24 protein-coding genes, 1 tRNA gene and 2 pseudogenes are annotated in these 24,824 nt (G+C 40.1%); 15 read left to right on the forward strand and 12 right to left on the reverse strand.

The window, feature by feature from the left end:
• Positions 1-43: 43 nt before the first annotated feature.
• The 3 genes from F902_RS07870 to map form a co-directional block, all read right to left on the reverse strand.
• On the reverse strand, positions 44-1,390 hold the full coding sequence (locus tag F902_RS07870) for an MFS transporter (protein ID WP_005202492.1): 1,347 nt from the start codon (positions 1,388-1,390) through the stop codon (positions 44-46).
• A gap of 380 nt (positions 1,391-1,770) precedes the next feature.
• Positions 1,771-2,826 carry an OmpW/AlkL family protein gene (locus tag F902_RS07875; RefSeq protein ID WP_005202495.1) on the reverse strand — a complete coding sequence of 352 codons (1,056 nt, stop codon included), beginning with the start codon at positions 2,824-2,826 and terminating at the stop codon, positions 1,771-1,773.
• 206 nt (positions 2,827-3,032) lie between these two features.
• Positions 3,033-3,857, reverse strand: a complete 825-nt coding sequence (gene map, locus F902_RS07880; protein ID WP_005202497.1) for a type I methionyl aminopeptidase — start codon at positions 3,855-3,857, stop codon at positions 3,033-3,035.
• A gap of 213 nt (positions 3,858-4,070) precedes the next feature.
• Between map and rpsB the strand changes: the two genes are divergently transcribed.
• Both rpsB and tsf read left to right on the forward strand, forming a co-directional pair.
• Positions 4,071-4,823, forward strand: a complete 753-nt coding sequence (rpsB, locus tag F902_RS07885) for a 30S ribosomal protein S2 (RefSeq protein ID WP_004652723.1) — start codon at positions 4,071-4,073, stop codon at positions 4,821-4,823.
• A 138-nt stretch (positions 4,824-4,961) separates the two neighbouring features.
• A complete protein-coding gene (gene tsf / locus F902_RS07890) occupies positions 4,962-5,837 on the forward strand; it encodes a translation elongation factor Ts (protein ID WP_004652724.1) in 876 nt (291 codons plus the stop codon).
• A 98-nt stretch (positions 5,838-5,935) separates the two neighbouring features.
• Here the strand turns inward: tsf and F902_RS07895 are convergent, their stop codons facing one another.
• The 5 genes from F902_RS07895 to F902_RS07910 form a co-directional block, all read right to left on the reverse strand.
• The gene (locus F902_RS07895; RefSeq protein WP_005202498.1) at positions 5,936-6,412 is read right to left on the reverse strand and encodes a copper resistance protein NlpE; all 477 of its coding nucleotides are present in this window, start codon (positions 6,410-6,412) and stop codon (positions 5,936-5,938) included.
• Positions 6,413-6,520: 108 nt separating this feature from the next.
• Positions 6,521-6,646, reverse strand: coding sequence for a type B 50S ribosomal protein L36 (gene ykgO / locus F902_RS22080; protein WP_081400817.1), 126 nt, complete (start codon positions 6,644-6,646; stop codon positions 6,521-6,523).
• 134 nt (positions 6,647-6,780) lie between these two features.
• Positions 6,781-6,856, reverse strand: a tRNA-Gly gene (locus F902_RS07900).
• A gap of 62 nt (positions 6,857-6,918) precedes the next feature.
• Positions 6,919-8,340: a cysteine--tRNA ligase gene (gene cysS / locus F902_RS07905; protein WP_005202499.1), complete on the reverse strand. Its 1,422-nt coding sequence runs from the start codon at positions 8,338-8,340 to the stop codon at positions 6,919-6,921.
• Between the two features lie 110 nt (positions 8,341-8,450).
• Positions 8,451-9,854, reverse strand: a complete 1,404-nt coding sequence (locus tag F902_RS07910; RefSeq protein WP_005202501.1) for a purine-cytosine permease family protein — start codon at positions 9,852-9,854, stop codon at positions 8,451-8,453.
• Positions 9,855-10,229: 375 nt separating this feature from the next.
• Between F902_RS07910 and F902_RS07915 the strand changes: the two genes are divergently transcribed.
• The 13 genes and pseudogenes from F902_RS07915 to F902_RS07975 all read left to right on the forward strand — a co-directional run bounded on the left by F902_RS07915 (position 10,230) and on the right by F902_RS07975 (position 21,781).
• On the forward strand, positions 10,230-11,207 hold the full coding sequence (locus tag F902_RS07915) for a KpsF/GutQ family sugar-phosphate isomerase (RefSeq protein ID WP_005202503.1): 978 nt from the start codon (positions 10,230-10,232) through the stop codon (positions 11,205-11,207).
• A 3-nt stretch (positions 11,208-11,210) separates the two neighbouring features.
• Positions 11,211-11,750 carry a KdsC family phosphatase gene (locus F902_RS07920; RefSeq protein WP_005202504.1) on the forward strand — a complete coding sequence of 180 codons (540 nt, stop codon included), beginning with the start codon at positions 11,211-11,213 and terminating at the stop codon, positions 11,748-11,750.
• 39 nt (positions 11,751-11,789) lie between these two features.
• Positions 11,790-12,341 (forward strand): LPS export ABC transporter periplasmic protein LptC, encoded by a 552-nt coding sequence (gene lptC / locus F902_RS07925; RefSeq protein WP_004808434.1) that lies wholly within the window; start codon positions 11,790-11,792, stop codon positions 12,339-12,341.
• Positions 12,325-12,873: a lipopolysaccharide transport periplasmic protein LptA gene (lptA, locus tag F902_RS07930; RefSeq protein ID WP_005202505.1), complete on the forward strand. Its 549-nt coding sequence runs from the start codon at positions 12,325-12,327 to the stop codon at positions 12,871-12,873. The genes lptC and lptA overlap by 17 nt, the downstream gene beginning before the upstream one ends.
• Positions 12,873-13,619: an LPS export ABC transporter ATP-binding protein gene (lptB, locus tag F902_RS07935; protein ID WP_017402170.1), complete on the forward strand. Its 747-nt coding sequence runs from the start codon at positions 12,873-12,875 to the stop codon at positions 13,617-13,619. The genes lptA and lptB overlap by 1 nt, the downstream gene beginning before the upstream one ends.
• Positions 13,620-13,964: 345 nt before the next feature.
• Positions 13,965-15,455: a TolC family protein gene (locus F902_RS07940; RefSeq protein WP_004808428.1), complete on the forward strand. Its 1,491-nt coding sequence runs from the start codon at positions 13,965-13,967 to the stop codon at positions 15,453-15,455.
• Positions 15,452-16,498, forward strand: a pseudogene (locus F902_RS07945) (ABC transporter transmembrane domain-containing protein); the annotation flags it as partial. The gene F902_RS07940 and the pseudogene F902_RS07945, both read left to right, overlap by 4 nt.
• Before the next feature lie 47 nt (positions 16,499-16,545).
• Positions 16,546-17,223, forward strand: a complete 678-nt coding sequence (locus F902_RS07950) for an IS1595 family transposase (RefSeq protein WP_005202474.1) — start codon at positions 16,546-16,548, stop codon at positions 17,221-17,223.
• Positions 17,224-17,237: 14 nt separating this feature from the next.
• A pseudogene (locus tag F902_RS07955) lies at positions 17,238-18,323 on the forward strand (ATP-binding cassette domain-containing protein); the annotation flags it as partial.
• A gap of 17 nt (positions 18,324-18,340) precedes the next feature.
• On the forward strand, positions 18,341-19,531 hold the full coding sequence (locus F902_RS07960; protein WP_005202510.1) for an HlyD family type I secretion periplasmic adaptor subunit: 1,191 nt from the start codon (positions 18,341-18,343) through the stop codon (positions 19,529-19,531).
• Positions 19,532-19,622: 91 nt separating this feature from the next.
• A complete protein-coding gene (locus tag F902_RS07965) occupies positions 19,623-20,225 on the forward strand; it encodes an IMPACT family protein (RefSeq protein WP_005202511.1) in 603 nt (200 codons plus the stop codon).
• Entirely contained in the window at positions 20,215-20,832 is a 618-nt protein-coding gene (locus F902_RS07970; protein ID WP_005202512.1) for an acyltransferase, read from the forward strand. Before F902_RS07965 ends, F902_RS07970 begins: the two co-directional genes overlap by 11 nt.
• Before the next feature lie 106 nt (positions 20,833-20,938).
• Positions 20,939-21,781, forward strand: a complete 843-nt coding sequence (locus F902_RS07975; protein WP_005202513.1) for a universal stress protein — start codon at positions 20,939-20,941, stop codon at positions 21,779-21,781.
• Positions 21,782-21,900: 119 nt separating this feature from the next.
• Here F902_RS07975 and F902_RS07980 read toward each other — a convergent pair whose 3' ends face one another.
• The 4 genes from F902_RS07980 to F902_RS07995 all read right to left on the reverse strand — a co-directional run bounded on the left by F902_RS07980 (position 21,901) and on the right by F902_RS07995 (position 24,740).
• Entirely contained in the window at positions 21,901-22,569 is a 669-nt protein-coding gene (locus F902_RS07980; protein WP_005202514.1) for an O-methyltransferase, read from the reverse strand.
• A gap of 138 nt (positions 22,570-22,707) precedes the next feature.
• The gene (locus tag F902_RS07985; protein ID WP_004808415.1) at positions 22,708-23,421 is read right to left on the reverse strand and encodes a D-Ala-D-Ala carboxypeptidase family metallohydrolase; all 714 of its coding nucleotides are present in this window, start codon (positions 23,419-23,421) and stop codon (positions 22,708-22,710) included.
• Between the two features lie 124 nt (positions 23,422-23,545).
• A complete protein-coding gene (fdxA, locus tag F902_RS07990; protein ID WP_004652744.1) occupies positions 23,546-23,875 on the reverse strand; it encodes a ferredoxin FdxA in 330 nt (109 codons plus the stop codon).
• A gap of 298 nt (positions 23,876-24,173) precedes the next feature.
• A complete protein-coding gene (locus F902_RS07995) occupies positions 24,174-24,740 on the reverse strand; it encodes a GNAT family N-acetyltransferase (RefSeq protein WP_005202516.1) in 567 nt (188 codons plus the stop codon).
• Between the last annotated feature and the right edge of the window lie 84 nt (positions 24,741-24,824).

Consider the following 24,824-nt stretch of genomic DNA (forward strand, 5'->3'; position numbering starts at 1 on the left):
GAAATCGTGTGGGAGGGTTTATCCCACACAAAATGTGTTGTGATTAAGCGAGAGAGTTACGTTCTAATACAGCTTGCTCGAACAATTGTTGTTCTTTGGCTTTATGTTCGACCGAGAAGCGAATGAGGATGACACTGAATGCGGCTACGGTCACCAAAGCACCTAAAATCATCAGGCAGGTTTGTACGTCGAGTAAACCTTTGAGTAAGAAGCCTGCAGCAACTGCACCGACATTACCGCCTGCACCGATGATACCTGCGACACCACCTAAAGCATTGCGATCAATAAAAGGTACAAGCGCGTAAGTTGCACCACAAGACATATGGGTAAAGAGAGCAAAAACGGTCATGCTAATAATTGCAAGTGCTACGGTATTCATCTGAGAAAAAAGTATGAGGAATAAGCCTTCACATAGAATCATGATAAACAATACTTTTGTGCGACCATCTAAACCTTTTGATATTGCAACCTTATCTGAAAGATAACCTCCGAGTGCACGGGCAAATAGGGCAAGCAGACCGAAAATACCAGCAGTCAAACCTGCTTCTTTAAGGCCCATATTGAAGTGATCGACATAGTACATTGCAGCAATGTTATGAATAAAAATTTCAATACCAAAACAGGCAGCATAAGAGACAAATAGAATCCAAACACGGTAATTACGGGCTGCTTGCATCAGAATCGCAACACCGCCTTTTTTGCCAGCACCAACTTCGATACCTTGCTCACGAAGTTCTTTAAAGTTTCCTTGAGGGCAATCTTGAGTAAGCTTCCAATACAGGACACCCACGATCAGCATCATGATGCCTGGTACAAGTAATGCGATTCTCCAACCCATTGCTTGTTCTACACCAAACATGACGATTGCACCTAAGATAAGAGGCATGATGGCTTGGGTTGCACCACCTCCTGCATTTCCCCAACCTGCCGAGGCTGCATTTGCTGTACCTACAACGTTTGGTGCAAACATCACGCTGGTATGGTATTGGGTAATCACAAAGCTCGCGCCAATTGCACCAATCAATAAGCGGAAGAATAAGAAGGATTCATAGGTATTTGCAGCAGCAACACCAAAAACAGGAATACTACCAAGCAGTAAAAGAGCAGTGTAGGTCTTACGTGGGCCGTATTTATCACAGAGTGGGCCAACGATGAGTCGAATTAAAATGGTAATGGCAACTGCTGCAATGTTGATATTGGCAATTTGATCTTTGGTTAAATTGAACTCGCCTTTGATGACTGGCATGAGGGGAGCACAGGCAAACCACGCGAAGAAACACACGAAGAATGCCAACCATGTCATATGGAACGCTCGCATGGCAGGTGTAGAAAAGCTAAATAATTTTATTTCGGTGGCTTTTTTTGCATCAATATTCATTGGTGAAGACATAACTTTCTCCTGAACTGCACGTCATTTATTTTGCTTAGGCATTACGCTGATTAAGCAAATCGAACAGAACGGACGCCGTTGGCCGTCATCAAATATGTTTATGAATCGTCGTTGATTCAATGTGTTTGATATATAGCAAGTGCCGTGCCAGAAAAATAAATTAACCAAATGAATAATTTAAAATGTTAATCATCAAGGTGTTTATAAGAGGATTGAGTGAATCAAGAATATTGGTATAAATGTGGGGTCGTAGATAGAAGGTGTCTATGTTAGACAATCTTCTGAAAATTGCGTTCTCGTGGTGCGTGATTTTTGATCATGCTGCTTTGAAAGATTGCACAATAAAAAAGCAGCGAGTGCTGCTTTTTATGAAATGAAATTTAGAAGCGGTAACCGACACCGACATAGGTAATCAGAGGATCAATATCAATTTTAGTATTTGCTTTGATGAGTTCTTTACCTGTGTTGCGGTCAGTCACAGAGATTTTAGCCTCATTATTCATTTTGGAATAAGAAACAGAACCGACAGCAAACCAGTTTGGATTAAAATCATAGGTTGCACCTATAGTCACAATCGGGGCAAAGGTGTCCGTTGCTTTGAGTTTAACTACAGGGTCTGCTGAGGATGTTTTACCATCTAAGGCTGCACCTGCTTTTCCATCATGAATATTTTGAATCATATGACCTGCTTTGATTAAATCTAACTCGATCCCTGAGTTGATTTTTAAATCATTAAAATAAGCATACATGACACCTGCGCCAACATAGGGACGGAACTTATTCACCCCAGATTTACCAAACTGGTAATGTAGTTCTACAGCGGGTAACCAAGCACGTGCAGTTGCAGCTTTGTCACCTTGGGTTAGATCAGTGATATGGATATCTTGTTTTAAACCAATTGTTCCTAATGCGGTCTCTGCCTGACCTGTTAAAGGTGCGTAGATATCGCCTTTACCTTTGATATCAACTTTCGGTGGAATACCAGCCTTAACTTCTAAAGAGATGTTATCGGTAAAATGGTAATTAGCCATAATACCAACAGTGTCAACCTTATCAGCTTCTAAACCTGTTCCTTGGCTTTGCCAGTTAGATAGGCCGTTGACAGTTGCAGTGCCTGTTAACAGGCCTGGTACTGGGTCAAGGGGTTGTATTTTAATGGCATCATAAAGAAGCTTATTGGAGTCTCGGTCTGCTGCTGCAAGTACAGCTTGTTTAGAGACATCTCCAACTTTGGCTTTAGTACCCTCAGCAACACTCGTGTTGATATTGACTGGATTTGCAGATCCTTGCGGCATGGCATGTAACCAGCCCGCGGAAACAGAAAAACGTTTAAACCCATCTCCATCTTTTAGACTGAAATAAGGCGAGTCTGCGAAAGTAAGTGTCGGTAGGGCACATACACCTGTAATCAGGCAAGCGAATGATTTCTTCATCATTGTGGGACTCCATGTCCAAAAAGTTTGTTAGGATTTTTCTTGCGCCCACCTTAACGCTATTTTTAAATAGGCTTTGTTTAGTTAAATTTTATAATTGTTATGCTTATGATTTTTTTTGTTTGATTTAAATAAATTGATGAAGAAAATGTGGATGCGTAAAAAAAGTCACCGGAGTGACTTTTTTAAAATAATTCAAAGGGAATGAATTACATAAAGCGAGACAGATCTTCTTCAGGTCGAGCAGTGAGTACTTCGATCCCTGTTTGTGTTACCAAAATCGTATGTTCATATTGAGCAGATAACTTGTGATCTTTTGTGACAACCGTCCACTTATCACCTAAAAGTTTGGTTTGCCAAACACCTGCGTTGACCATTGGTTCGATGGTAAAGGTCATGCCAGCCTCTAGACGCATACCCGTACCTTTTTGGCCATAGTGTAAAACTTGTGGTTCGTCGTGGAAAACATTGCCGATACCATGGCCACAATATTCACGGACAACGCTGAAACGTTCAGATTCAACATATTGCTGAATGGCATAGCCCACATCACCTAGATATGAACCATCTTTAACAGTTGCCATACCACGATACATCGCTTCCTGTGCCACTGAACATAAACGATTAGCAAGAATAGATGTTTCACCACCCACGATGTACATCATGTTGGTATCACCGTGATAACCATCTTTAATCACTGTTACATCAATATTAAGAATATCACCGTTCTTTAATGTTTTATTTTCAGAAGGGATGCCGTGACAAACTACATGGTTAACCGAAGTACAAATAGAATGTTGAAAAGCAGGGCGGCCAGGTGCAGCACCGTAACCTACACAGGCAGGAATCGCGTGTTGAACATTTTCAATATGATTGCGACAGATTGTATCGAGTTCTAGTGTGCTCACACCCGCTTTAATATGCGGTTTAATCATGTCTAGAACTTCAGCCGCCAATTTCCCTGCAACACGCATCTTTTCAATTTCTTCAGGTGTTTTGATTAATCGGCGTGGGGCTGTATAAGTTGTATTCATGATCTCTAAAAACTTTTGGTAATTTGCAAGTGTCTATGGTATAAATAGCCGCCTATTTTATCAAATGCTTTTCGTGAATATATTTTACGAAAATATCTGATAACAATAGTCGTAAAAAATCCGCACATATATCGACACATTACTCTGGGTGCCTAGCAATAGGTGGAGAATGCGGATATATGGAGGCCTAACCCAAACTTTAAGGTAAAGAAAATGGCAGATTACAACGTAAGCATGCGCGACCTTCTTCAAGCAGGCGCACACTTTGGTCACCAAACTCGTTTCTGGAACCCAAAAATGCGTCAATACATTTTTGGCGCGCGTAACAAAATTCACATCATCAACCTTGAGCACACTGTTCCTGCGTTAAATGATGCTTTGAACTTTGTTAACAATCTTGCAAGCAAAAAGAACAAAGTATTGTTCGTTGGTACTAAACGTGCTGCTTCTAACATCATCCGTGAACAAGCTCAACGCGCTGGTCAACCATATGTAGATCACCGTTGGTTAGGTGGTATGTTGACGAACTGGAAAACACTTCGCCAATCTATCAACCGTTTAAAAGACCTTCAAACTCAATCTCAAGACGGTACTTTTGCTAAGCTTACTAAACGTGAAGCTTTAGAGCGTACTCGTGAGATGGAAAAACTTGAACGTGCTTTAGGCGGCGTTAAGAACATGGGTGGTTTACCTGACGCATTATTTGTAATCGACGTTGATCACGAAGCGATTGCAATCAAAGAAGCGAAAAACTTAGGTATTCCTGTAATCGGTATCGTTGATACAAACTCTAACCCAGACAACGTTGATTACGTTATTCCGGGTAACGACGATGCGATTCGTGCAGTAACTTTGTATGCTTCAGCTATGGCTGATGCGATTCTTGCTGGTAAAGAATACGCTCAATCACAAGCTAATGCACAAGCAAAAGGCGACGATGCTGCGAAAGACGCATCTGAGGCTTAATGCGTTTTGACGCAAGCTTGTCATTTTTGCGACATGTAATGGTGGCAAATTAAAGCGTCGAGAGTGCAAACGGCCCAGAGTTTCTTTGGGCCGTTTTTGTTGAACAGATTTATTTTCTACCGATTTTAGGAGATCAACATGACTGCAGTTACTGCGAGCATGGTAAAAGAATTACGTGACCGTACTGGTCTTGCAATGATGGAATGCAAAAAAGCATTAACAGAAGCAGGCGGTGACATCGAACTTGCGATTGATAACCTTCGTAAATCAGGTCAAGCAAAAGCTGCTAAAAAAGCAGGTAACATTGCTGCTGATGGCGCGATCACTATTATTCAAAACGGTAACAAAGCAATTCTTGTTGAAGTTAACTGTCAAACTGACTTCGTTGCTAAAGACGAAAACTTCAAAAACTTCTCTGATAAAGTTGCTGCTGCTGCACTTGCTGCAAACGAAACTGATGCTGCGAAAATTGCTGAACTTAAGCTTGAAGACGGCGCGACTGTAGAAGAAGCTCGTGTTGCACTTGTTCAAAAAATCGGTGAGAACATTCAAGTTCGTCGTGCTCAAATCGTTGAAGGCGAAAACTTGGCTGTTTACAAACACGGTTTAAAAATCGGTGTTGTTGTTTCTTACACAGGTGATGCTGACACTGGTAAAGGTATTGCAATGCACGTTGCTGCGTTCAACCCAGTTGCTGTAAATGCTGAAGCTGTTCCAGCTGACTTGATCGCTAAAGAGAAAGAAATTGCTGAAGCGAAAGCATTAGAATCTGGTAAGCCAGCGAACATCGTTGAGAAAATGGTAACTGGTTCAGTTGAAAAATACTTGAACGAAGTTGCGCTTGATCGTCAAATGTATGTTATCGACAATGATAAGAAAGTTGCTGATGTATTAAAAGCGACTGGTACAGTTGTAGCTCAATTCGTTCGTTTCGAAGTGGGTGAAGGTATTGAGAAGAAAGCTGAAATGAGTTTTGCAGAAGAAGTTGCTGCTGCTCAAGCTGCTGCGAAGTAATTCGTATCTTCTAAAAAACCCAGTCATTATGACTGGGTTTTTTATTGGCTGTATAAAAAGCCCACTATATTGAGTGGGCTTTTATCGGTAGAAATAACTTATTCAGCTTCTTTCTTGAGTTCGTATTTGTCAGCTAATTCGCCTGTAATCTCTTTGCCTTCCATATCGAGGGCTTTTAAGTAGCCTTCTGCAACGAAGTATTTGCGGTTATCACCTGCCTTGTCGAGTTCAATGACAGAAGTGTTCTTGCTGTCAAAAGCGAAGCTACCTTTGCTTTCAAATGCTTTGCCATCACCTTTGCCTAAATAAGTCTCTTTGATCTCGTAAGTTTTATCTAGGTTGAGCTTAAGCTCAGTCTTAATCCCTTCGCAATCTGCGCATGGAAGTACACCAGTATACGTACCATTCCAGTCTAATGAATTTTCTGCGGTATGTGCACTATCAGCGATGACTTCAGAGCTTGCTTCTGTTGTGGTTGCTGGGGGTGTTTGCTCATCAGTTTTTGGGGTTTCTGCTTTATTGCATGCAACTAAAAAAATAGATGCCAAAGAAATTGCGATTAGTGATTTTTTCATCTTAGATATAACCTTGTGAAAACATTAATATCCAAGTTATTAGATTTTAAAAAGAAATGGTAGTAAGGGAATGTAAGGGTTATTTAACCTTTGGTAAAGCAAGACAAGTTAACCTTGTCTTGCTTTGAAGCGAGGGTTTGATTTGCAAATGACAAATAGCTTGCCACGACGCTTAATAATCTGGCAGTCAGCACTACGACGTTTTGCACTTTTAAGGGATGAGCAGACTTTCATTTTAGGTCTTGATGAATTTGTGTTATGTTATAATATTTCGCTTATTTGAGCATGTAGAGTTAGTCTTATTCTTTGGTGGGGTAAATGTTAATAATAAAAAAGCCCTTATCTTTCGATAAGGGCTTTTTTGAATCTGGAGCGGGAAAGGAGACTCGAACTCCCGACCCCAACCTTGGCAAGGTTATGCTCTACCAACTGAGCTATTCCCGCAATAGGACGCATTATAGAGAGTTTCATTCAAGTGTCAACTCTTTATAATGCTAAGTGTTTAATTAATCAGCACGTCGCCAGATTGTTCCTTGACGTGTATCTTCCAAAACCACACCTTGATCCAATAAAGACTGGCGAATGCCATCAGCTTGAGCAAAGTCTTTGGCCTTTTTCGCATCAACACGCTGTTGAATAAAACTTTCAATTTCAGCATCGGAAAGGCTAAGTGCTTCCTGACCAATATCTGATTTTAGGAATTCATCTACATCATGCTGAACCAGACCAAGAATGTTGGTTAAATGACGCAGAGTAGAGTAAAGCAGCGTTGCTTGTTCCGCTTGCTCTTCTTTCACCGCGCGATTAAGTTCTTTATTCAGTTCGAACAATACCGCCATTGCTTCAGCGGTATTGAAATCATCACACATCGCATTGTTAAAGCGTTCTACAAAGTTTTGCTCTAATGTCTCAACCGTTTTTTGACCATACACCTGTTGATAGGCTTTAAATGAATGATAAAAACGGCTTAGCGCAGTTTTTGCTTCTTTTAAAGCCACATCAGAGAAGTTAACTGGGCTGCGATAATGCGAAGACACGATGAAGTAGCGAATCACTTCAGGATGGAATTTCTCCATCACATCGCGAATGGTAAAGAAGTTGCCTAAAGACTTAGACATTTTCTCGCCATCAACATTGATGAAACCAACATGCATCCAATAATTAACATATTGTTCACCAGTCGATGCTTCACTTTGTGCGATTTCATTTTCATGATGCGGGAACATCAGATCTGAACCACCCCCATGAATATCGAAATGATTGCCTAGGCAGCAAGTCGACATTGCAGAGCATTCAATATGCCAACCTGGGCGGCCATTACCCCAAGGTGAAGCCCAAGCAGGTTCATTTGCTTTGGCATGTTTCCACAGTACAAAGTCAAAGGGATGTTTCTTTTCAACTTCAACATCCACACGCTCAGATGCACCCGCTTGCATATCATCCAATTTACGACCAGATAAACGACCGTATTTATTGAACTTGCTCACCTCAAAATAAACATCGCCATTGCTAGCAGGGTATGCAGCCCCTTTGTCAACCAATGTACCGATCATATTTTGCATTTGATCAATATATTCAGTTGCTTTGGGCGCCTCATCTGGTTCAGCACAACCTAAGTTAGCCGCATCTTCATTCATTGCCTGAATAAAACGAGCAGTGAGTTGTTGGATGCTTTCACCATTTTCATTGGCGCGGGCAATGATCTTGTCATCGATGTCGGTAATGTTGCGAATATAGCGAACTTTCCAACCTTGGCTGCGCAGAAAGCGAATGATGTAGTCAAATGCAACCATAACCCGAGCGTGCCCGATATGACAGTAATCGTAAACCGTCATACCACAGACATACATATCGATTTGACCTTCTTTACGTGGGACAAATTCAACTTTTTTACGTTGCTCAGAGTTATATAGAACAAAAGGTTGCATAAGGGTTTTCAAACACTCTACAAAAATCGTTATTCATCATAACGTATGCACCATATTTCATAAAGTTATCAGCAGAAAAAAGATGGCTTTCATTTGCAATATTTCTTTATTCAAAACCAATTTGACTCACTGTCCGAAGTTGAACTTTTTTTTGCGAAATAATAATAAATCACAGCCGTTGCCAGAATGCCGACCAACCAAGAGATATCAATACCACCTAACATGGTCACGATGTGACCCGTGTAAACTTTACTATGAATAAACGGAAGTTGTAGTAACACGCCCATGATATAACAGCCAATGCCGATATGATTCCAGCGGCCATATTTCCCATCTGGATCATATAAGGCGTCAACATCACATTCTTCTTTAGAGATGAAATAGTAGTCTACAAGGTTAATTGCACTCCAAGGAATGAAGAAGGTGAGTAGGAACAGAATGAATGCTTTAAAGCTGTTTAAAAAAGTATGTTCACCAGCAATTGCGATGATTGTAGAAATGGCAACCATAGCCAGTACAATACCTAAACGCGTCATTCTTGAAATTTGATAGCGCGGTTTGAAGCTATTCCAAATGGTTGCAATACACATGAAGCATCCATAAGCATTCAGCGTGGAGAGTGTGACCTTACCAAAGGCGATACTGAAATATAAGAACGTAATGATCAGTGCGACGGCGTTCATTCCCACGACATATTGCACCTCATTTCCGACAAAGCCGCCTTGTGAAATCTGTGCAATCAATACACCCAAAGTCATGGAAATTTGCGAACTGAGGAGTGAACCTAAACCAACAGCCAAAAAGACACGGGTGGAGGAGGTGTTTGACGGTAGGTATCTGGAATAATCGGCTACATAAGGACCGAATGAAATTTGCCAAGAGGCCGAAAGCGAAATTGCTAACAAAAATGAGGACCAGCTAAACTTTTGAACGGCAATTAATTCTGAAAAGTTTGAATGAGTTAAAATTTGAGTCAAAATAATAATAAAGGCAATTATGCCAATAACGCTTGCAACTTTTCCGACCCAGTGGATTAGGCGATAACCAATGGTGGCAAAGATCACAATAAAAGCCGCATAGATTAAAATTCCAGTGCTATTGCTGACATTGATGAGTTGTGCGATCGCTTTACCTGCGAGAACTTCACCCGTGGCTGTAAACCCAATGTACATTAAGCAAACTAAGAGAATCGGAATGCATGCACCATATACGCCAAATTGCACGCGGCTTGAAATCATTTGAGGAAGGCCAAGTTTGGGACCTTGTGCTGCATGCAATGCCATGACGATGGCACCGAAGCATTGGCCAATCAATAAACCGATAATCGACCAAAACACATCACCACCCAGTACAACGGCCAAAGCACCTGTAACGATCGCTGTGATTTGTAAATTAGCACCAAACCACAGGGTAAATTGGCCGAAAACACTGCCATGTCTTTCGTGTTCTGGAATGAAATCAATACTGCGGTTTTCAATAAATTGATGTTTTTCTTTCCCATCCACTGAGGTCATCTTTTTACTCCGTATCCTTGAAGCACTTTTCGTCATAAAAAATACCTAATTATTGCTTAGGTATGATCATGTATGATCTTATTTGTATATGTATATACAACTTGAGTTAATAATAAGCAAGTTTTCCTGTGAAGTATAGAAGGGATCTACGATTAAGAATGAATGTACATATGCCTAACTAAATTGGGATTCAACATATGGGTGTATAGCCCAAATATTATGAGTCCTATTTCATACTTCATCTCTTCATTTTTCATGAAAACTTATACATTTAGAAACGTGTATGATTTGCAGATATGTTAGAATCGCCACCATTCTTTTGATTAAAATCATCTACCATCAGGTGGATAGAGTATTATTTTGAGTCAAACTCATATGTCACACACTATAGATTTCCAAAAAAGCGCATTAGAAACGTTGCGTGTCGAACAACAAGCCATAGATGTCTTAACTGCGCAAATTGATGAACGCTTCGATATTGCATGCGAAATCCTTTTGCAATGCCAAGGACGTGTTGTTGTAACTGGTATGGGTAAGTCTGGTCATATCGGTCGTAAAATGGCAGCTACCTTTGCATCGACTGGAACACCATCTTTCTTTATGCATCCAGGTGAAGCAGGCCATGGTGATCTAGGAATGTTAGTGCGTGGTGATGTACTGATTGCAATTTCTAACTCAGGCAAGAGTGATGAAATCATGATGTTAATGCCTTTAATCAAGCATTTAGCTGTGCCTTTAATTACCATTAGTCGGGATAATAAAGGACCAATGCCTCAAAATGCAGATGTGGCATTGACATTAGGTTTAGCTGACGAGGCTTGTCCTTTAGGCTTAGCACCAACATCAAGCACTACAGCAACATTAGTGTTGGGGGATGCATTAGCTGTTGCGCTATTAGAAGCACGCGGTTTTACTGCGGATGATTTTGCGCGTTCACATCCAGCTGGAGCCCTAGGTAAACGGTTGCTTTTGCATGTGAAGCATTTGATGCATACAGGTTCAGAATTACCAAAGGTTCGCCCAGATACACCAATGAATAAAGTGTTATATGAAATTTCTGATAAGCGTCTGGGTTTAACCACGATTGTCGATGAAAATGATACCTTATTGGGTATTTTTACCGATGGTGATTTACGTCGTATGATTGACCAGCAACAAGGCTTCGATGTGAACTTAGCGGTTTCTGAAGTAATGACTAAAAATCCACTAACGATTTCACAAGAAGCGCGTGCGGTGAAAGCTTTAGAAAAAATGCATGACAGAAAAGTGAATCAATTTGTAGTTGTTGATGATGCCAATAAAGTGATTGGTGTGATTAGTATGCATGACCTCATTCAGGCAGGAGTAAATTAAGCCATGGCATCTTATGCTTTACAAGAACAAGCACGTCATTTAAAAGCACTGGTACTTGATGTGGATGGGATTTTAAGCGATGGCTTTGTTACATTAACCAATTCAGGTGATGAGATTAAATCATTTGATATCCGTGATGGCTTGGGAATGAAGCTGGTTCAACAAGCGGGTATGAAAGTAATTATTATCACAGGTCGAAAAAGTCAGATTGTTGAAAAACGGATGTCTGATCTTGGTGTAGATTTGGTATTCCAAGGACGTGAAGATAAAGGGGTGGCATTGCGTGAAGCTTGTGCTCAATTGGATCTATTGCCCGAAGATTGTATTTATATGGGCGATGACTGGCCTGATCTATCTGCATTTGCTATCGCTGGTATGAAAGTTACTGTGCCTAATGGACATGAAGAAGTACGTCGTCGTGCTAATTTAGTGACCCAAGCGATGGGTGGTCGTGGTGCTGTACGAGAAGTATGCGATATGTTGTTGATGGCAAAAGGTGTTTACCAAGAACTGCTTGAAAAATATCTTGCTGTACCACATTAATATAGTGTTGATTCGCTCAAAGGTTAGGTAACCCTGTTTATGGATACCAAAGTTTTATATGTTGTTGCTGTTGTAGTCGCTTCTATAAGTGGTGGCTACTATTACTACAGTGGCAAAGCAAAAAAGTTGGATGTTGATTCAGCCAAGAATATGACCTATTCAGCCCAGGGTGTTCATTTAACTCAAACTGACGAGCAGGGCAATTTGTATATGCGAGCTGAAGTTAAACAGCTACAACAGAATATGCAACAAAAAACCTCCCAGCTTGATCAACTGAATGCGGTGATGTACAAACAGGGCAAACCTGATGCAACATTCTATGCAAAACAAGCAAATGGCTATGATGATAATACTAAAGTCATTTTGCTTGGAGATGTTGTTGCAACGAAACTGTCCGATCAAGGTAACAAATTAGAGTTTCATACGGATGAACTCACTGGTTACCCAAAAACAAGAGAGCTTGAAACACAACATCAGGTGATAGTTCAATCACCATCTGCTGAATTTGTGAGTCAAGGTCTTAAGGCTAATTTAAATAATGGTCAATATGAGTTTTATAAAATTCGAGGAAAGTATGCGCCAAGTTCTTAATTCCAAATCTCGTTCTACTTTCCTTAAACAACTAAGCTGCGTTGCTGTTGTTGCACTTTCTTCTGCAGCTAGTTTTGCTTTGCCATCGGATCGTAACCAACAGCTTTCTTTGGTTGCGGATCGTGCAACCTATAATGATAAAACAGGTATAACGACCTATACAGGCAATGTTGTGATCGAACAAGGCACCATGAAGCTTCAAGCTGATTCACTTGTTGCAAATTTAAATAGCAAAAAAGAAATTCAAATCATTACGGCCAAAGGTCAGCCAGCAAAGTTCCAGCAGCAAATGGATACCAATAAGGGCTTAGCTCGAGGTGAAGCACAGACGATCGTGTACAATGCAGATACGGGTATTCTTACTTTAACGGGTAAAGCATACCTTTATCAGGATGGCTCAAGCATTCGTGGTAATAGCTTAAAATACAGCATGAATAAAGGTGATGTAGAGGCACAAGGATCTTCAACTAACCGTGTGCAAATTATTATTCCACCTTCAAGTTCAAAAAGTTTCCCAGGGGCGCGTGATTAATGGAACAATCAATGCAGCAACCACAGACGCTCTGTATCAAGCACTTAGCGAAGAACTACAGTAAACGTTGGGTAGTAAAAGATGTTTCTTTTACTATGCAAAGTGGACAAATTGTTGGTCTGCTTGGGCCAAATGGTGCAGGTAAAACGACGAGCTTTTATATGGTCGTCGGTTTGGTTCGTATGGATAAAGGCGAGATTCATTTAGATAATCTGGACTTGTCTGATCTGGCGATGCATGAGCGTGCACGTAAAGGTATTGGTTATTTGCCTCAGGAAGCTTCAATCTTTAGAAAGTTGACGATTGCTGAAAACATTATGGCAATTTTAGAAACGCGTAAAGATTTGAATAAGCAACAACGTCAGCAACGCCTGAATGAATTATTAAATGATTTTAAAATTAATCATATTAAGGATTCATTGGGGATGAGTGTGTCTGGTGGTGAGCGTCGCCGTGCTGAAATTGCTCGTGCTTTGGCTGCCGATCCTAAGTTTATGCTTCTAGATGAACCATTTGCTGGTGTCGACCCAATTTCTGTTGGTGATATTAAAGATATTATTCAAACACTTAAGGATCGTGGTATTGGGGTTCTGATCACGGATCATAACGTACGTGAGACTTTAGCAATTTGTGAAAAAGCTTATATTGTGAGTGAAGGGTCTGTAATTGCAGAGGGCACACCACAAGAAATTCTAGATAATGAGCAAGTGCGTAAAGTATATTTAGGTGATGATTTCGTCGTTTAAATCGGCCGATTATCACTTTTAAAAAAGAACCGTAAGGTTCTTTTTTTGGGGTAAATAAAATAATAAATGGTTAAATATTGAGTTGTTGATGAAGGGGTGGCTTATATTTTATCCTAATTGTATGATAAATATATATTTTATAGATTCCACTATAAAGGCATAATCTATTAAAATGCGAACTGTTTTACAAAAATATACATATATCTAGCGATGAAATTATGTGCGGAACGTAGTGTTTTTTATAAAAAAATGCTTAAAATGAAAATGCTGAAATGATAACAATACGAAAAAAATATGAACTTGCACAACGATATAAAAGTGAATAATGGATCATGGAAAAAAAGTATGGATTTTAAGTGGTTACTTTATGTAGCAACCTTGTCTGTGCCAATGACACATGCAACAACTCCAAGTGAACAGTATCACACTTTAAAGAACAATATTTCTCAGCTTTTTGTCCCAAAAAGTAGTGATGAGTTTAAAGTGGCACAAATGCAGAAATTAAGTAATTTTTCTGTTGATGCTTCACTCGGGAGTGATTTGCCTGTGGTTGGATCAGGCCGTCCTCAAGTCGATACCGTTCCTGCTGCTTTCTGGCAGAATCAGCGAAAAGTACTCAAAGATGCGGTACAGATTGCGGTACAGCGGAACCCTGAAATTTCGCAAGGAATTTCATCATTAGCCTCACAAAATGCCAATATTGATGTTGCCAAATCTGGCTACTATCCACAGATAGGTGGTGGGGTCAGCACAGGTGATTTGGGCAAAAAAAGTACTCGAGGCCAACAGTTACTCACTTTAAGTGCTGCACAAATGCTTTATGACTTTGGTAAAGTTAAATCAGGTGTTGATGTCGAAAAAGCCAAAGTTGTGGTTGGGCAAGCGAATGTTCTAGTGAAAATTGATGATATTTCATTAGATGTTGCGCAAACAATTGTTAATATTCAGCGTTATCAAAAACTGATCCAGATTGCGAATCAGCAAATCGCAGGGATTAAGCGTATCCAAGAGATGGCTAATCTGCGTGCTAATGCGGGAATTAGTAGTCAGGCTGATCCGATACAGGCCCAATCTTATTTGCAATCCGCTCAATCAGCGATGATCGCGCAACAATCTTTGCTGAGCCAATATCAGCAGCATTTGTATACCTTATTAGGTTTTGATACACGAAATGTACAATGGGCGATTTCAGAAGATTTTGTAAAACAATCAGATTTATATGCTGCACCGCAGTTCAATACCATTCCACAAATGATCGCAGCTCAGGCTGGAATTGAGGTTGCCCGTAATCAAAAATTACAGACACAGATTAGTAATTATCCGACACTATCTGTAAAAGGAGAACTGAGTCAAGCTTTACATGGTAGGAACCCTGGAAATGATAAAGAGGGTGGGTTCGATAGTGCGATTATGTTGGAAGCTAGTAGCCAGTTCTATCAAGGTGGGGCCACATCCTCGAAAACTCGTGCGGCTAGTTTTGCTGAAGAGGCAGCAAAAGCACAAGTCAATGCGGTGTATTTAAAAGTATTGGATCAGATTCGAACCAGCAGAGAACAAATTGAAAACAAACAACGTCAAATGCAGGTTTTAGCAGGACAACAAGCAACAACAATACGAACAAGAGAACTTTATCAAGAACAATATAAGTTGGGAACACGGACTCTGGTTGATCTGTTAAATGCAGAACAGGCGATTCATAGTGCGAATTCAGAGGCAGAAACAGCACGTTATGACATTTACAGCAGTATTGCTCAATATATTGCTGCAACAGGACGTTCTCGCCAAGCCTATGACCTCAATAATATAAAAATCCAAGGATTTGAGGTACAACCATGATTACTACAAAAATAAACTATCAGCCTTGGTTACAAGCCATACTGACCATTGCAAAGCATTATCGAATTGAACCTTCTGAGGAACGGATTCGCCTGCAGCTTGACTGGAATCAAAACCAGAATCTAGATGAAGTTTTAGTGTTAATCAGCAGACAGGTTGGATTAAACCTTAGAAGAGTTGCCTTTAGCGACGACGTGATTAACCCTTGGCGTTTACCTGTATTGGTAGAATTAGCCGACGGGCAGGTTGGTGTTATTGATAAAGCTGACGGTTCAGGCCATGTCAGTGTTCAACTAAGTGGCGATCAAGGTCTATCCCAAAAATTTGCCGTTGGCGCATTGAAGCATATTATTAAAAATGTATATGTGCTCCGCCCTGAACAGTCAGTACCCGATGCGCGTATTGATGAATATATCAAACCATACGAGGCAAGCTGGTTTTGGTCAATTGTATTGCAAGACTGGAAACGCTATATCGATATCATGTTGGCCTCAATGATTGCCAATATTTTGGCCTTGGCCACGATTATTTTTTCAATGCAAGTCTATGACCGAGTTGTTCCATCACAGTCGATTCCAACACTTTGGGTACTTGCGAGTGGTGTACTCATTGCTGCGATTTTTGAGTTTGTATTAAGACTTTCACGGGTTTATATCTCAGATATTATTGGTAAAAGGGCAGATTTACGAATTTCTGATCGCGTATTTGGTCATGCAATTCGGATTAAGAATAGTGAGCGCTCTAAGTCAACGGGAACCTTTATTTCTCAGATCCGTGAGTTAGAAGGTGTTCGAGATCTAGTGACATCAACGACCATGGGGGCCATTGCCGATTTACCCTTTTTCTTTTTATTCCTGATTATCTTCGCAATCATTGGTGGTAACTTATTTTGGGTCATGTTATTGGTCGTGCCTCTAATGATCTTGCCTGCAATTTTGGCACAAAATAAATTGGCACAGCTTGCACAAGAAGGGATGCGTGAATCTTCGATTCGAAATGCAATTTTAGTAGAAGCAGTACAGGGTATTGAAGATATTAAATTAGGGGCTTAGGAAGTTAAGCATATTAAAAAGTATGGTAACTTCCTTATATGAAAGCAAAAAATAGATACTATTCCCGTTCAAGAATCACAGAAGCAAAATTCAGGCAGATCATTCGCTTTTTTGCCATGGATTTTACTGCTTCAGATACCGCTAAACTCACCAATATTTCTGTACGTTCTATCAATACAATTTATATCAAATTGCGTAAAAAGATTGCTATCCAATGTGAAGAAATATCTCCCTTCAATGGTATCGTTGAATTGGATGAATCTTACTTTGGTGCTCGTCGTGTTCGTGGTAAACGAGGTCGTGGGGCGTCAGGAAAGACCATTGTATTTGGTTTGCTTAAACGAGATGGAAATGTATACACAGAAATTGTACCAGATTGCTCCAAAGCTACGCTACAAGGCATTATCCGTGGGCATATAGAACTTGATTCAGTCATTAATACAGATGGATGGCGGGGATATGATGGTTTAGTAGATATTGGCTTTGATAAGCACTTAAGAGTAAATCATGGTGACAATGAATTTGCCTGTGGAGAGCGTCATATCAACGGTATAGAATCATTCTGGGGCTATGCTAAGAAAAGGCTTATTAAGTTTAATGGGATTGACAAAAAGATGTTTTATCTACATCTTAAAGAAACGGAGTATCGCTTCAATCATCGGCATAGTAATTTATACCTCGATTTGCTGAAACTACTCCGCAATGATCCTCTTTAACTTCCTAAGCCCCTAAATTATTACGCGCGGAGTCACGTTTCCAAAACCAGTGGAACCATATGAACGAAGTGTCTGCTGATATCAGTATGCAGCAACGTAAGATTGTGGGGGTACTGACTGCGTGGACGCAAAAGATTCAGGGGCTAACTTATGCAGCTGTGATTCTAGTGGGTTGTTTTGCGGTGATGAAAGGCGATATGACCACAGGTGCTTTGGTGGCGTGTTCGATTTTATCTTCACGGATGTTGGCACCAATTTCACAAATCACGGGTATTTTGGGACGTTTGCAACAGGCAAAAGTGGCGAAGAAAAGCTTAGATGAGTTAATGCAGAAACCTGTCGATCAACCAGATCAAGCACATTTGGTACATAAAGAAGTGTTGCATGGCGATTATGAGTTGAAAAAAGTGGTGTTCCAATATACGGAAGATGACCCACGCCCAAGTTTGGTTATTCCACAACTTAAGATTCGTGCAGGTGAGCGTATTGCAATTCTAGGACGCAATGGTGCAGGTAAATCGACCTTATTACAGATTTTATCTGCGATGCAGTTTCCGAATTCTGGCTCAGTGTATTTAGATGATCTGGATATTAGTTTGATTGATCCTGCCGATGTGCGTCGTGATATGGGCTTACTTAATCAAAATGCACATCTATTTTATGGCACCATCCGTGAAAACTTAACCCTTGGCGCACCTCTAGCGCGTGACGAGGATATATTAAAGGTACTAAAAGTGACTGGTGCACTGAGTTTTGTGCATGAAAAGAAAGAAGGCCTAGATCATTTGGTATTAGAAGGTGGCGTTGGTTTCTCTGGGGGACAACGACAAGCCTTATTGTTGGCGCGTTTATTGATTCGTCAGCCGAATATCTTATTGCTAGATGAACCAACTGCTGCCATTGATGATGTGGCCGAAAAGCAATTGATTGATCACTTAAAAACTTGGCTTGGTTATCGAACTTTAGTTGTTGCAACGCATCGACGTGCAGTTTTGGAATTGGTTGACCGAATTATTGTCATGAATGAAGGCAAGATCGTCATGGATGGACCTGTAGATCAAGTTTTACAACAATCATCAATAAAACAAAAAATAGTTTAATACTTTGAGGAAATTTTATGAGTGAACAACAACAGAACAGCAGTCGTCCCATGAACGTAACTTATAATGAACCAAAGTTACCTCGTTCGACGCTTGTTGTTTGGATGATTGGGATTGGTTTACTTTCACTCTTAATCTGGGCATGGTTATTTAATCTAGAAGAGGTTTCAACGGGTACGGGGAAAGTGATTCCCTCTTCAAAAGAGCAGATTATTCAATCACTTGAAGGGGGAATTCTCACTAAACTTGATGTCAATGAAGGTGATGTGGTTGAAAAGGGGCAAATTCTTGCACAACTTGATCCAACCCGATTTGCATCGAATGTTGGAGAGTCAAAGTCTTTACTGACTTCAGCACAGGCAACTGCAGCACGTTTACGTGCTGAAGTGACGGGTTCACCATTAAGTTTTCCTGAAGACGTGCAAAAGAGTCCTAAATTGGTGCAAGAAGAAACAGCGCTATATTTGTCACGACGTGCTAATTTGGAACAGTCAATTGAAGGTTACGAGCAAGCAGCTAAGTTGGTAAGACAAGAACTGGCAATGACAGAACCATTGGTGGCAAAAGGGGCGGCCAGTGAGGTTGAAGTATTACGTTTAAAGCGTGAAGCCAATGATTTAAACAATAAAATCAATGATACGCGCAACCAGTACTATGTCAAAGCACGAGAAGAATTGTCTAAGGCGAATACCGATATTCAAACTCAGCAGCAGATTGTGAATGGTCGAAATGACAGTTTAGAACGTGCGGTATTTAAAGCACCTGTACGTGGCGTAGTGAAAGAAATTGATGTTACGACCCTAGGTGGTGTTATTCCTCAGAATGGTAAGTTGATGACCATTGTTCCTTTAGAGGATAAATTGCTGATTGAAGCGCGTATCTCACCGCGTGATATTGCGTTTATTCGCCCGGGGCAAGAAGCTTTAGTCAAAATTACCGCCTATGATTACTCAATTTATGGCGGGTTAGACGGTAAAGTGACTGTGATATCCCCAGATACCATTCGTGATGAGGTCAAGCAAGATCAGTTCTATTATCGTGTATACATTCGTACTGATTCTGACCGTTTATATAACAAAGCGGGTAAGGCATTCAGTATTACTCCAGGGATGGTAGCGACAGTGGATATTCGTACTGGACAAAAAACCATTATGGATTACTTGTTGAAACCGTTTAATAAAGCCAAAGAAGCATTGCGTGAACGCTAACTTGTGCTGATTGAAAACCTCGCTTGATGCGAGGTTTTTTATTTGTGCTGTAAAAAGCTATAATCGCGTTTTAAATTTTTAATCATGTTCTATGCCATTCACCCTTGCCAGTTCGGTAACTTTTGAAGAAGACATTAAAAAAAGTCGTTTCCAAGCGATTGCAGCAGTTGTTGAAAATGAACAACAAGTGAAAATTTTTTTAGAACAAAACAAAGACTTATCCACCACGCATCAATGCTGGGCATGGAAGATCGGCCATCATGTTCGTTTTAATGATGATGGCGAACCTTCAGGAACAGCAGGGCGGCCAATACTTGCCACCATTGAAGGTAATGATTTAACCAATGTGATTGTATTAGTGAATCGTTGGTATGGTGGAATTAAACTGGGTACAGGTGGTTTGGTTCGTGCCTACGGTGGTTGCGCAGGACAATGTTTGCTCTTGGCAGAAAAAATCGAATTGATTGAAAAGCAAGAAATTCGTTTTGCGTGTTTGTTCAATGAATGGGCGATTATGCAATATGAGCTGATGCAGCAGCAGATCGAGTATCAAGAACAATATACCGAAACAGGTGTCGTGATTGAGGCACGAGTTCAAGTGCATCAAATTGAACCATTAAGGTTAAAACTGCAAGATGTGAGTAGAGGACGTGAGCAGCTGAAAGTCCTAGAGGAACACGCACATGATGAATGATCCTTTATTAAAATACCGAGAGCAGCATAAGCATCGTTTGAACTATATGCCATGGTTATATTGGACTTTAAAACCCAAACATCGCGAATGGGCTGAAGCATGGCAAGCCGAGTACCAAGCCTATTTGATGGATATGGAAACGGTTGAAATTGGTCAAAACTGCTTTATTTCACCCTTGGCCCATATCTTTGCTGAACGTGGTCGCAAGATCAGTATCGGAGATAATACCTTTATTGCTGCAGATTGTACTTTGCATGGCCCTTTAGAAATTGGCAATGAAGTGGCAATTAACCATCATTGTATTTTAGATGGCGGTCGTACAGGGATTAAGTTGCATGATCAAGTTCGAATTGCGGCTTATAGTCATCTATATGCATTTGATCATGGCATGGAAATGGATCGTCCGATCTATCAACAACCTGTTACGTCTAAAGGCATTGAGATTGGTCGAGATGTCTGGCTAGGAGCGCACGTCGGAATTAAAGATGGAGTCAAAATTGGCGATCATGCTGTGGTTGGAATGAACAGTATGGTGACCAAAAATGTTGAGGATTATGCAGTGGTTGCAGGGAACCCCGCAAAATTAATTCGTTACCGAAGCGAATAAAAAAGTGTATGAGATTCGATACATAAATTTAACCCACCATGCTTTTATCTATGTTAAGTTAAAAATAAGTAGAAGACCTAAGGTACATACCTAGAGAGAGGCGAAAATGAACCGTGTAATTGCATGTATTGATTCTTCACCCTGCATTGATGCTGTTGCAGAAGCAGCAGTATGGGTTGCGAAACAAACGCAAAGAGAGTTGGTATTGTTGCAAATCCTGGACTATTACCCAGCTAGCTACCATTTAGGTGAAATCAGTGGCGTGATTGGCTTTGAAAGTAATGCCATGCTACTTAAAGAACTCGCAGAGTTGGAACAAAAACAGAGTGAGTTAGCACTCGATTATAGTAATAATTTGCTGAATCACATTTCTGAGTTGATCGAAAAACAGTACGGTCTAAGCAGTACCAAAATTCAGGAAAAAGGCGATTTTCTTGAGCAAAGCTTTAATCTTCTCAATGAAAATGATGTGGTGATTATCGGTCGAGTGGGTGAGCGAGCTGCTGAGAAGAACAAGCCGATTGGAAGTAATGTTGAAAACTTTATTCGTGGTGCAAATTGTACGGTTATTACCGTTGGGGAACATTTCCAGCCACCGAAACGCTTTATCTTTGCTTATGAATATTCACCGACCTGCCAAAAGATGTTGCAACGCATTGCTCAAAGTGACTTGTTGAAAACATTACAATGCCATTTGCTCTATGTAGGTGATCATCCGGAAATGTTGGCCGAACCTGAAAAGTATCTCACTGATGCAGGTCTGGAAGTGGTTTCAGTCTATCGTTATGGTGATGTAGCACAAAATATTCTTGAATATCAAAGAGAACATGATATTCAATTGATTGTATTAGGTGCATTTAGTCACAGTAAAATTCATCAATTCTTCTTGGGCAGTATCACGACGACGATCTTCCGAAATGCCAATGTTCCACTATTAGTTGCTAAGTGATTCATTTTATTCCATATAGTTATCCGCAATTCCTGTGGATAACTGTATGGAAAAGCACTGGAGATAAATATAATTTATTGATATTGCACAACTAAATTAAATAGGTTGTTTTTTAATCTCTATTTTACGATTGCAATGGCAAAACCATCATGGCCTTTTGAACCAACCGTTTGCAAAGCTGTGCAAGAAAGCAGCTGAGGATGATCTTTCAAAGCGGTGAATGCTTCACGGATTCCTTCAATACTTGGTTTCTTGTTATTTTCATCAATGATCGCACCTGCACGAATCACATTATCTAATACAATGATTGTGCCTGGATGAGACAGTTTTAGACTGAGTTCAAAATACTCTCGGTAGCTTTGCTTATCGGCATCAATAAAGATCAAATCAAATGCTTCGCTGTCTTCAGCAATCAGCTGATTCATAATATCGGCACCACGACCTTTTTTGAGTTCGATATTGGTCGGCATATTGGCATAATCAATATTTTCTTGAGCGATAACCACGTGAGTATCGCGTCCTTCAACCGTCAGTAGATAGCCATCTTCAGGAAGGGCCTTGGCTAGCCAAATGGTACTATAGGCACCGAATGTACCGAGTTCTAATACGCGTTTGCATTGATTCATTTGAATCAACATTTGCAAAAACATACCTTGATTAGGTGCAACAGCCAAATGATTAGAAAAGCCTTGAGTATCAGTATTATCTAATGCATGTTGAAGTCTAGGGTCTGTGGGAATTAAATGTGAATTGATATAGTCATCAATCTCGGTCCACATCTGTTGCATAATCAAGTTTACCTACCAATTTGTTAGCTCTGCATTTTAAACGTTTATGCTCAGAGTGCAATTTTATTGCGGCATGAATCCGCATGATTGAAACAAAAAAAGAGATCATTTTGATCTCTTTTTATTCAGATATCTGTTTTAGAAATTACACATTGAACTATTACGGGTCAAGTCAGGTCCCCATGTCCGATAGCCTTGAGTATCGATATGGATTTGACCAGAACTATATAAACCAATGCCTAAATCTAGGCTTTGACCATGCTGGGCCCAGAACTGACATAGCTTAAACTTGGTTTGTTCAATATAGGCATAGTCTTGCGGTTGAGGATATTCAGGTCCAATACGAAAATCGATGGCTGAATTGAATAAGTGTTTCGACGAGCCAGCACCACCTGCACATTGATTGAGTGGCAAGTCTCGATAGACAGAAGTCACCTCAAAATCGGTCAAGATTTTGGCTGCAATTAAGTATTTAAAGACACGTAAGGTCGAAAGGGAGTTGTTCCACAATTCACGGTTAGGCACCATATATTCAGTACGACCGCATTTTTGCCAGTCCCGAGCAGTACGTAATAATTCAAAACTTGGAATAATATGTGCCACATTATTACGGGTTAGAAATTGTTCATATTCTCGAACACGTGCATAGTTTTCACCTTGATTCAGCCATTGGCGATAAGAGGCAGGTTCAACTTTGTTTGGGATGGGGCGGGTAAAAGTGACTTGTTCTTGGGGAATGTAAATTCTTTTACCTTGCTGCTGATTTACTTTTGTCGTTGAGCTGGTACAGCCCGCCATCATCACAGGGATGATAAATAATGATAATAGACCCTGTAATTTATTTCGCATCATAAAAAGGCAGTTCAAAATCTGTAGGCGTACTATTTTAATGCAAAATAGCGCATGAATAATGATGTAATTGCAAAGAAATGTGTGGTTCAGGTATAAAAAAGACCAGTAAAACTGGCCTTTTGAATTATTTTTCTAAATATTGTAGCTTGTCTGGCTTACCATTCCATTCTTCACGGTCTGCTGGCTGTTCACCAATTTGCGTGATGTTATTACCCGCCCATTTTTCTGATAATTCAGCATTGAGTTCGATAAAGACTTCTTGACCTTCTGGTAATTCATCTTCAGAGAAAATTGCATTTGCTGGGCATTCTGGTTCACATAGAGCACAGTCGATACATTCATCTGGATTGATAACAAGGAAGTTAGGACCTTCGTAGAAACAGTCTACAGGGCAAACTTCAACACAATCTTGATATTTACATTTAATACAATTTTCAGTGACAACAAAGGTCATGGCGACAGCTACCTAAAAATACGGTTTTTTGTTTGGAATGAGGTATTGTAGGCAAAAAAGGGGTAAACAAACAATTGCTTTTATTGATATTGTTTATTTATACATATGAAAAATGAATTAATATATTGATAATAAAGAAAATATTATCGGGTGCTAAGATTTTTTGACTAAAAAATAAAGTGATGGTCAGCTCAATTGACCTAATCATTGCAACTGAATCTTATTTTTATTCTCAGTTAAAACAGCTAATTAACGAGGTTGAGCCATCTTCATGCTTTCATTTCTGCTTGGTTAGCACTTAAAGCGTGTAGAGCAAGTGAATGTCTTCTGGTTCTCGTTCAAACAACTGCTGATCAGGTTGTGCTAAAAGTTGGGCACTTTGTTTAAGATAAAAGTCTACAGTGCGCTTACTTGGGGTAGCCGAAATATAGAGTTGTTTTGCATTGAGTTGCTTTGCAGATGCGATAGCAGCTTGCATCAACTGAGTACCGATACCTAAACCTTGGTGATCGGCATCCACATAAAAATATTGCAGTAACTTTGCTTCAGGATAATCAGCAATGTGCTGATTGGAAACGACCTGTACAGCAATCAGTCGATTAGATTCGTCAAATCCACCTACGCATAAAGCTCCTTGTTGATGTAAATTTTTGAGTAAAGGGGGATCATTTTCCAAATGATAGGCATCCCAATTTTGCTCATCATAAAAACAATCAATTAATTGTAAATTTAAACTCTGCTGTATATACATTTGAGTGATCAGTTCACGCCGACTAATCTGTTGCCAGATTAAATCAATTTCTGAGTGTTCGAGTGGCTTAAACAGAATATTAATTGTGCTTTCCCTTAGTTGGATACTGAACAAAAATCTATTCAGTCTTTTTAGGTTGAGTGATATCAGTCAAAAATAAACAGAAAATGGTTCTGGAACAAGCTGTAATGATCAACT

This window comes from Acinetobacter higginsii, from assembly GCF_000369525.1.
Lineage (GTDB): Bacteria > Pseudomonadota > Gammaproteobacteria > Pseudomonadales > Moraxellaceae > Acinetobacter > Acinetobacter higginsii.

Coding starts and splice junctions, on each gene's coding strand:
- F902_RS07920 (WP_005202504.1), top strand. CDS start 11,211: ATGGCATCTTATGCTTTACAAGAACAAGCACGTCATTTAAAAGCACTG.
- F902_RS07965 (WP_005202511.1), top strand. CDS start 19,623: ATGCCATTCACCCTTGCCAGTTCGGTAACTTTTGAAGAAGACATTAAA.
- lptC (WP_004808434.1), top strand. CDS start 11,790: ATGGATACCAAAGTTTTATATGTTGTTGCTGTTGTAGTCGCTTCTATA.
- F902_RS07940 (WP_004808428.1), top strand. CDS start 13,965: ATGGATTTTAAGTGGTTACTTTATGTAGCAACCTTGTCTGTGCCAATG.
- F902_RS07910 (WP_005202501.1), bottom strand. CDS start 9,854: ATGACCTCAGTGGATGGGAAAGAAAAACATCAATTTATTGAAAACCGC.
- F902_RS07950 (WP_005202474.1), top strand. CDS start 16,546: ATGAAAGCAAAAAATAGATACTATTCCCGTTCAAGAATCACAGAAGCA.
- cysS (WP_005202499.1), bottom strand. CDS start 8,340: ATGCAACCTTTTGTTCTATATAACTCTGAGCAACGTAAAAAAGTTGAA.
- rpsB (WP_004652723.1), top strand. CDS start 4,071: ATGGCAGATTACAACGTAAGCATGCGCGACCTTCTTCAAGCAGGCGCA.
- lptB (WP_017402170.1), top strand. CDS start 12,873: ATGGAACAATCAATGCAGCAACCACAGACGCTCTGTATCAAGCACTTA.
- F902_RS07875 (WP_005202495.1), bottom strand. CDS start 2,826: ATGATGAAGAAATCATTCGCTTGCCTGATTACAGGTGTATGTGCCCTA.
- ykgO (WP_081400817.1), bottom strand. CDS start 6,646: ATGAAAGTCTGCTCATCCCTTAAAAGTGCAAAACGTCGTAGTGCTGAC.
- tsf (WP_004652724.1), top strand. CDS start 4,962: ATGACTGCAGTTACTGCGAGCATGGTAAAAGAATTACGTGACCGTACT.
- map (WP_005202497.1), bottom strand. CDS start 3,857: ATGAATACAACTTATACAGCCCCACGCCGATTAATCAAAACACCTGAA.
- fdxA (WP_004652744.1), bottom strand. CDS start 23,875: ATGACCTTTGTTGTCACTGAAAATTGTATTAAATGTAAATATCAAGAT.
- F902_RS07985 (WP_004808415.1), bottom strand. CDS start 23,421: ATGATGCGAAATAAATTACAGGGTCTATTATCATTATTTATCATCCCT.
- F902_RS07970 (WP_005202512.1), top strand. CDS start 20,215: ATGATGAATGATCCTTTATTAAAATACCGAGAGCAGCATAAGCATCGT.
- F902_RS07980 (WP_005202514.1), bottom strand. CDS start 22,569: ATGCAACAGATGTGGACCGAGATTGATGACTATATCAATTCACATTTA.
- F902_RS07975 (WP_005202513.1), top strand. CDS start 20,939: ATGAACCGTGTAATTGCATGTATTGATTCTTCACCCTGCATTGATGCT.
- F902_RS07895 (WP_005202498.1), bottom strand. CDS start 6,412: ATGAAAAAATCACTAATCGCAATTTCTTTGGCATCTATTTTTTTAGTT.
- F902_RS07870 (WP_005202492.1), bottom strand. CDS start 1,390: ATGTCTTCACCAATGAATATTGATGCAAAAAAAGCCACCGAAATAAAA.
- F902_RS07915 (WP_005202503.1), top strand. CDS start 10,230: ATGTCACACACTATAGATTTCCAAAAAAGCGCATTAGAAACGTTGCGT.
- lptA (WP_005202505.1), top strand. CDS start 12,325: ATGCGCCAAGTTCTTAATTCCAAATCTCGTTCTACTTTCCTTAAACAA.
- F902_RS07960 (WP_005202510.1), top strand. CDS start 18,341: ATGAGTGAACAACAACAGAACAGCAGTCGTCCCATGAACGTAACTTAT.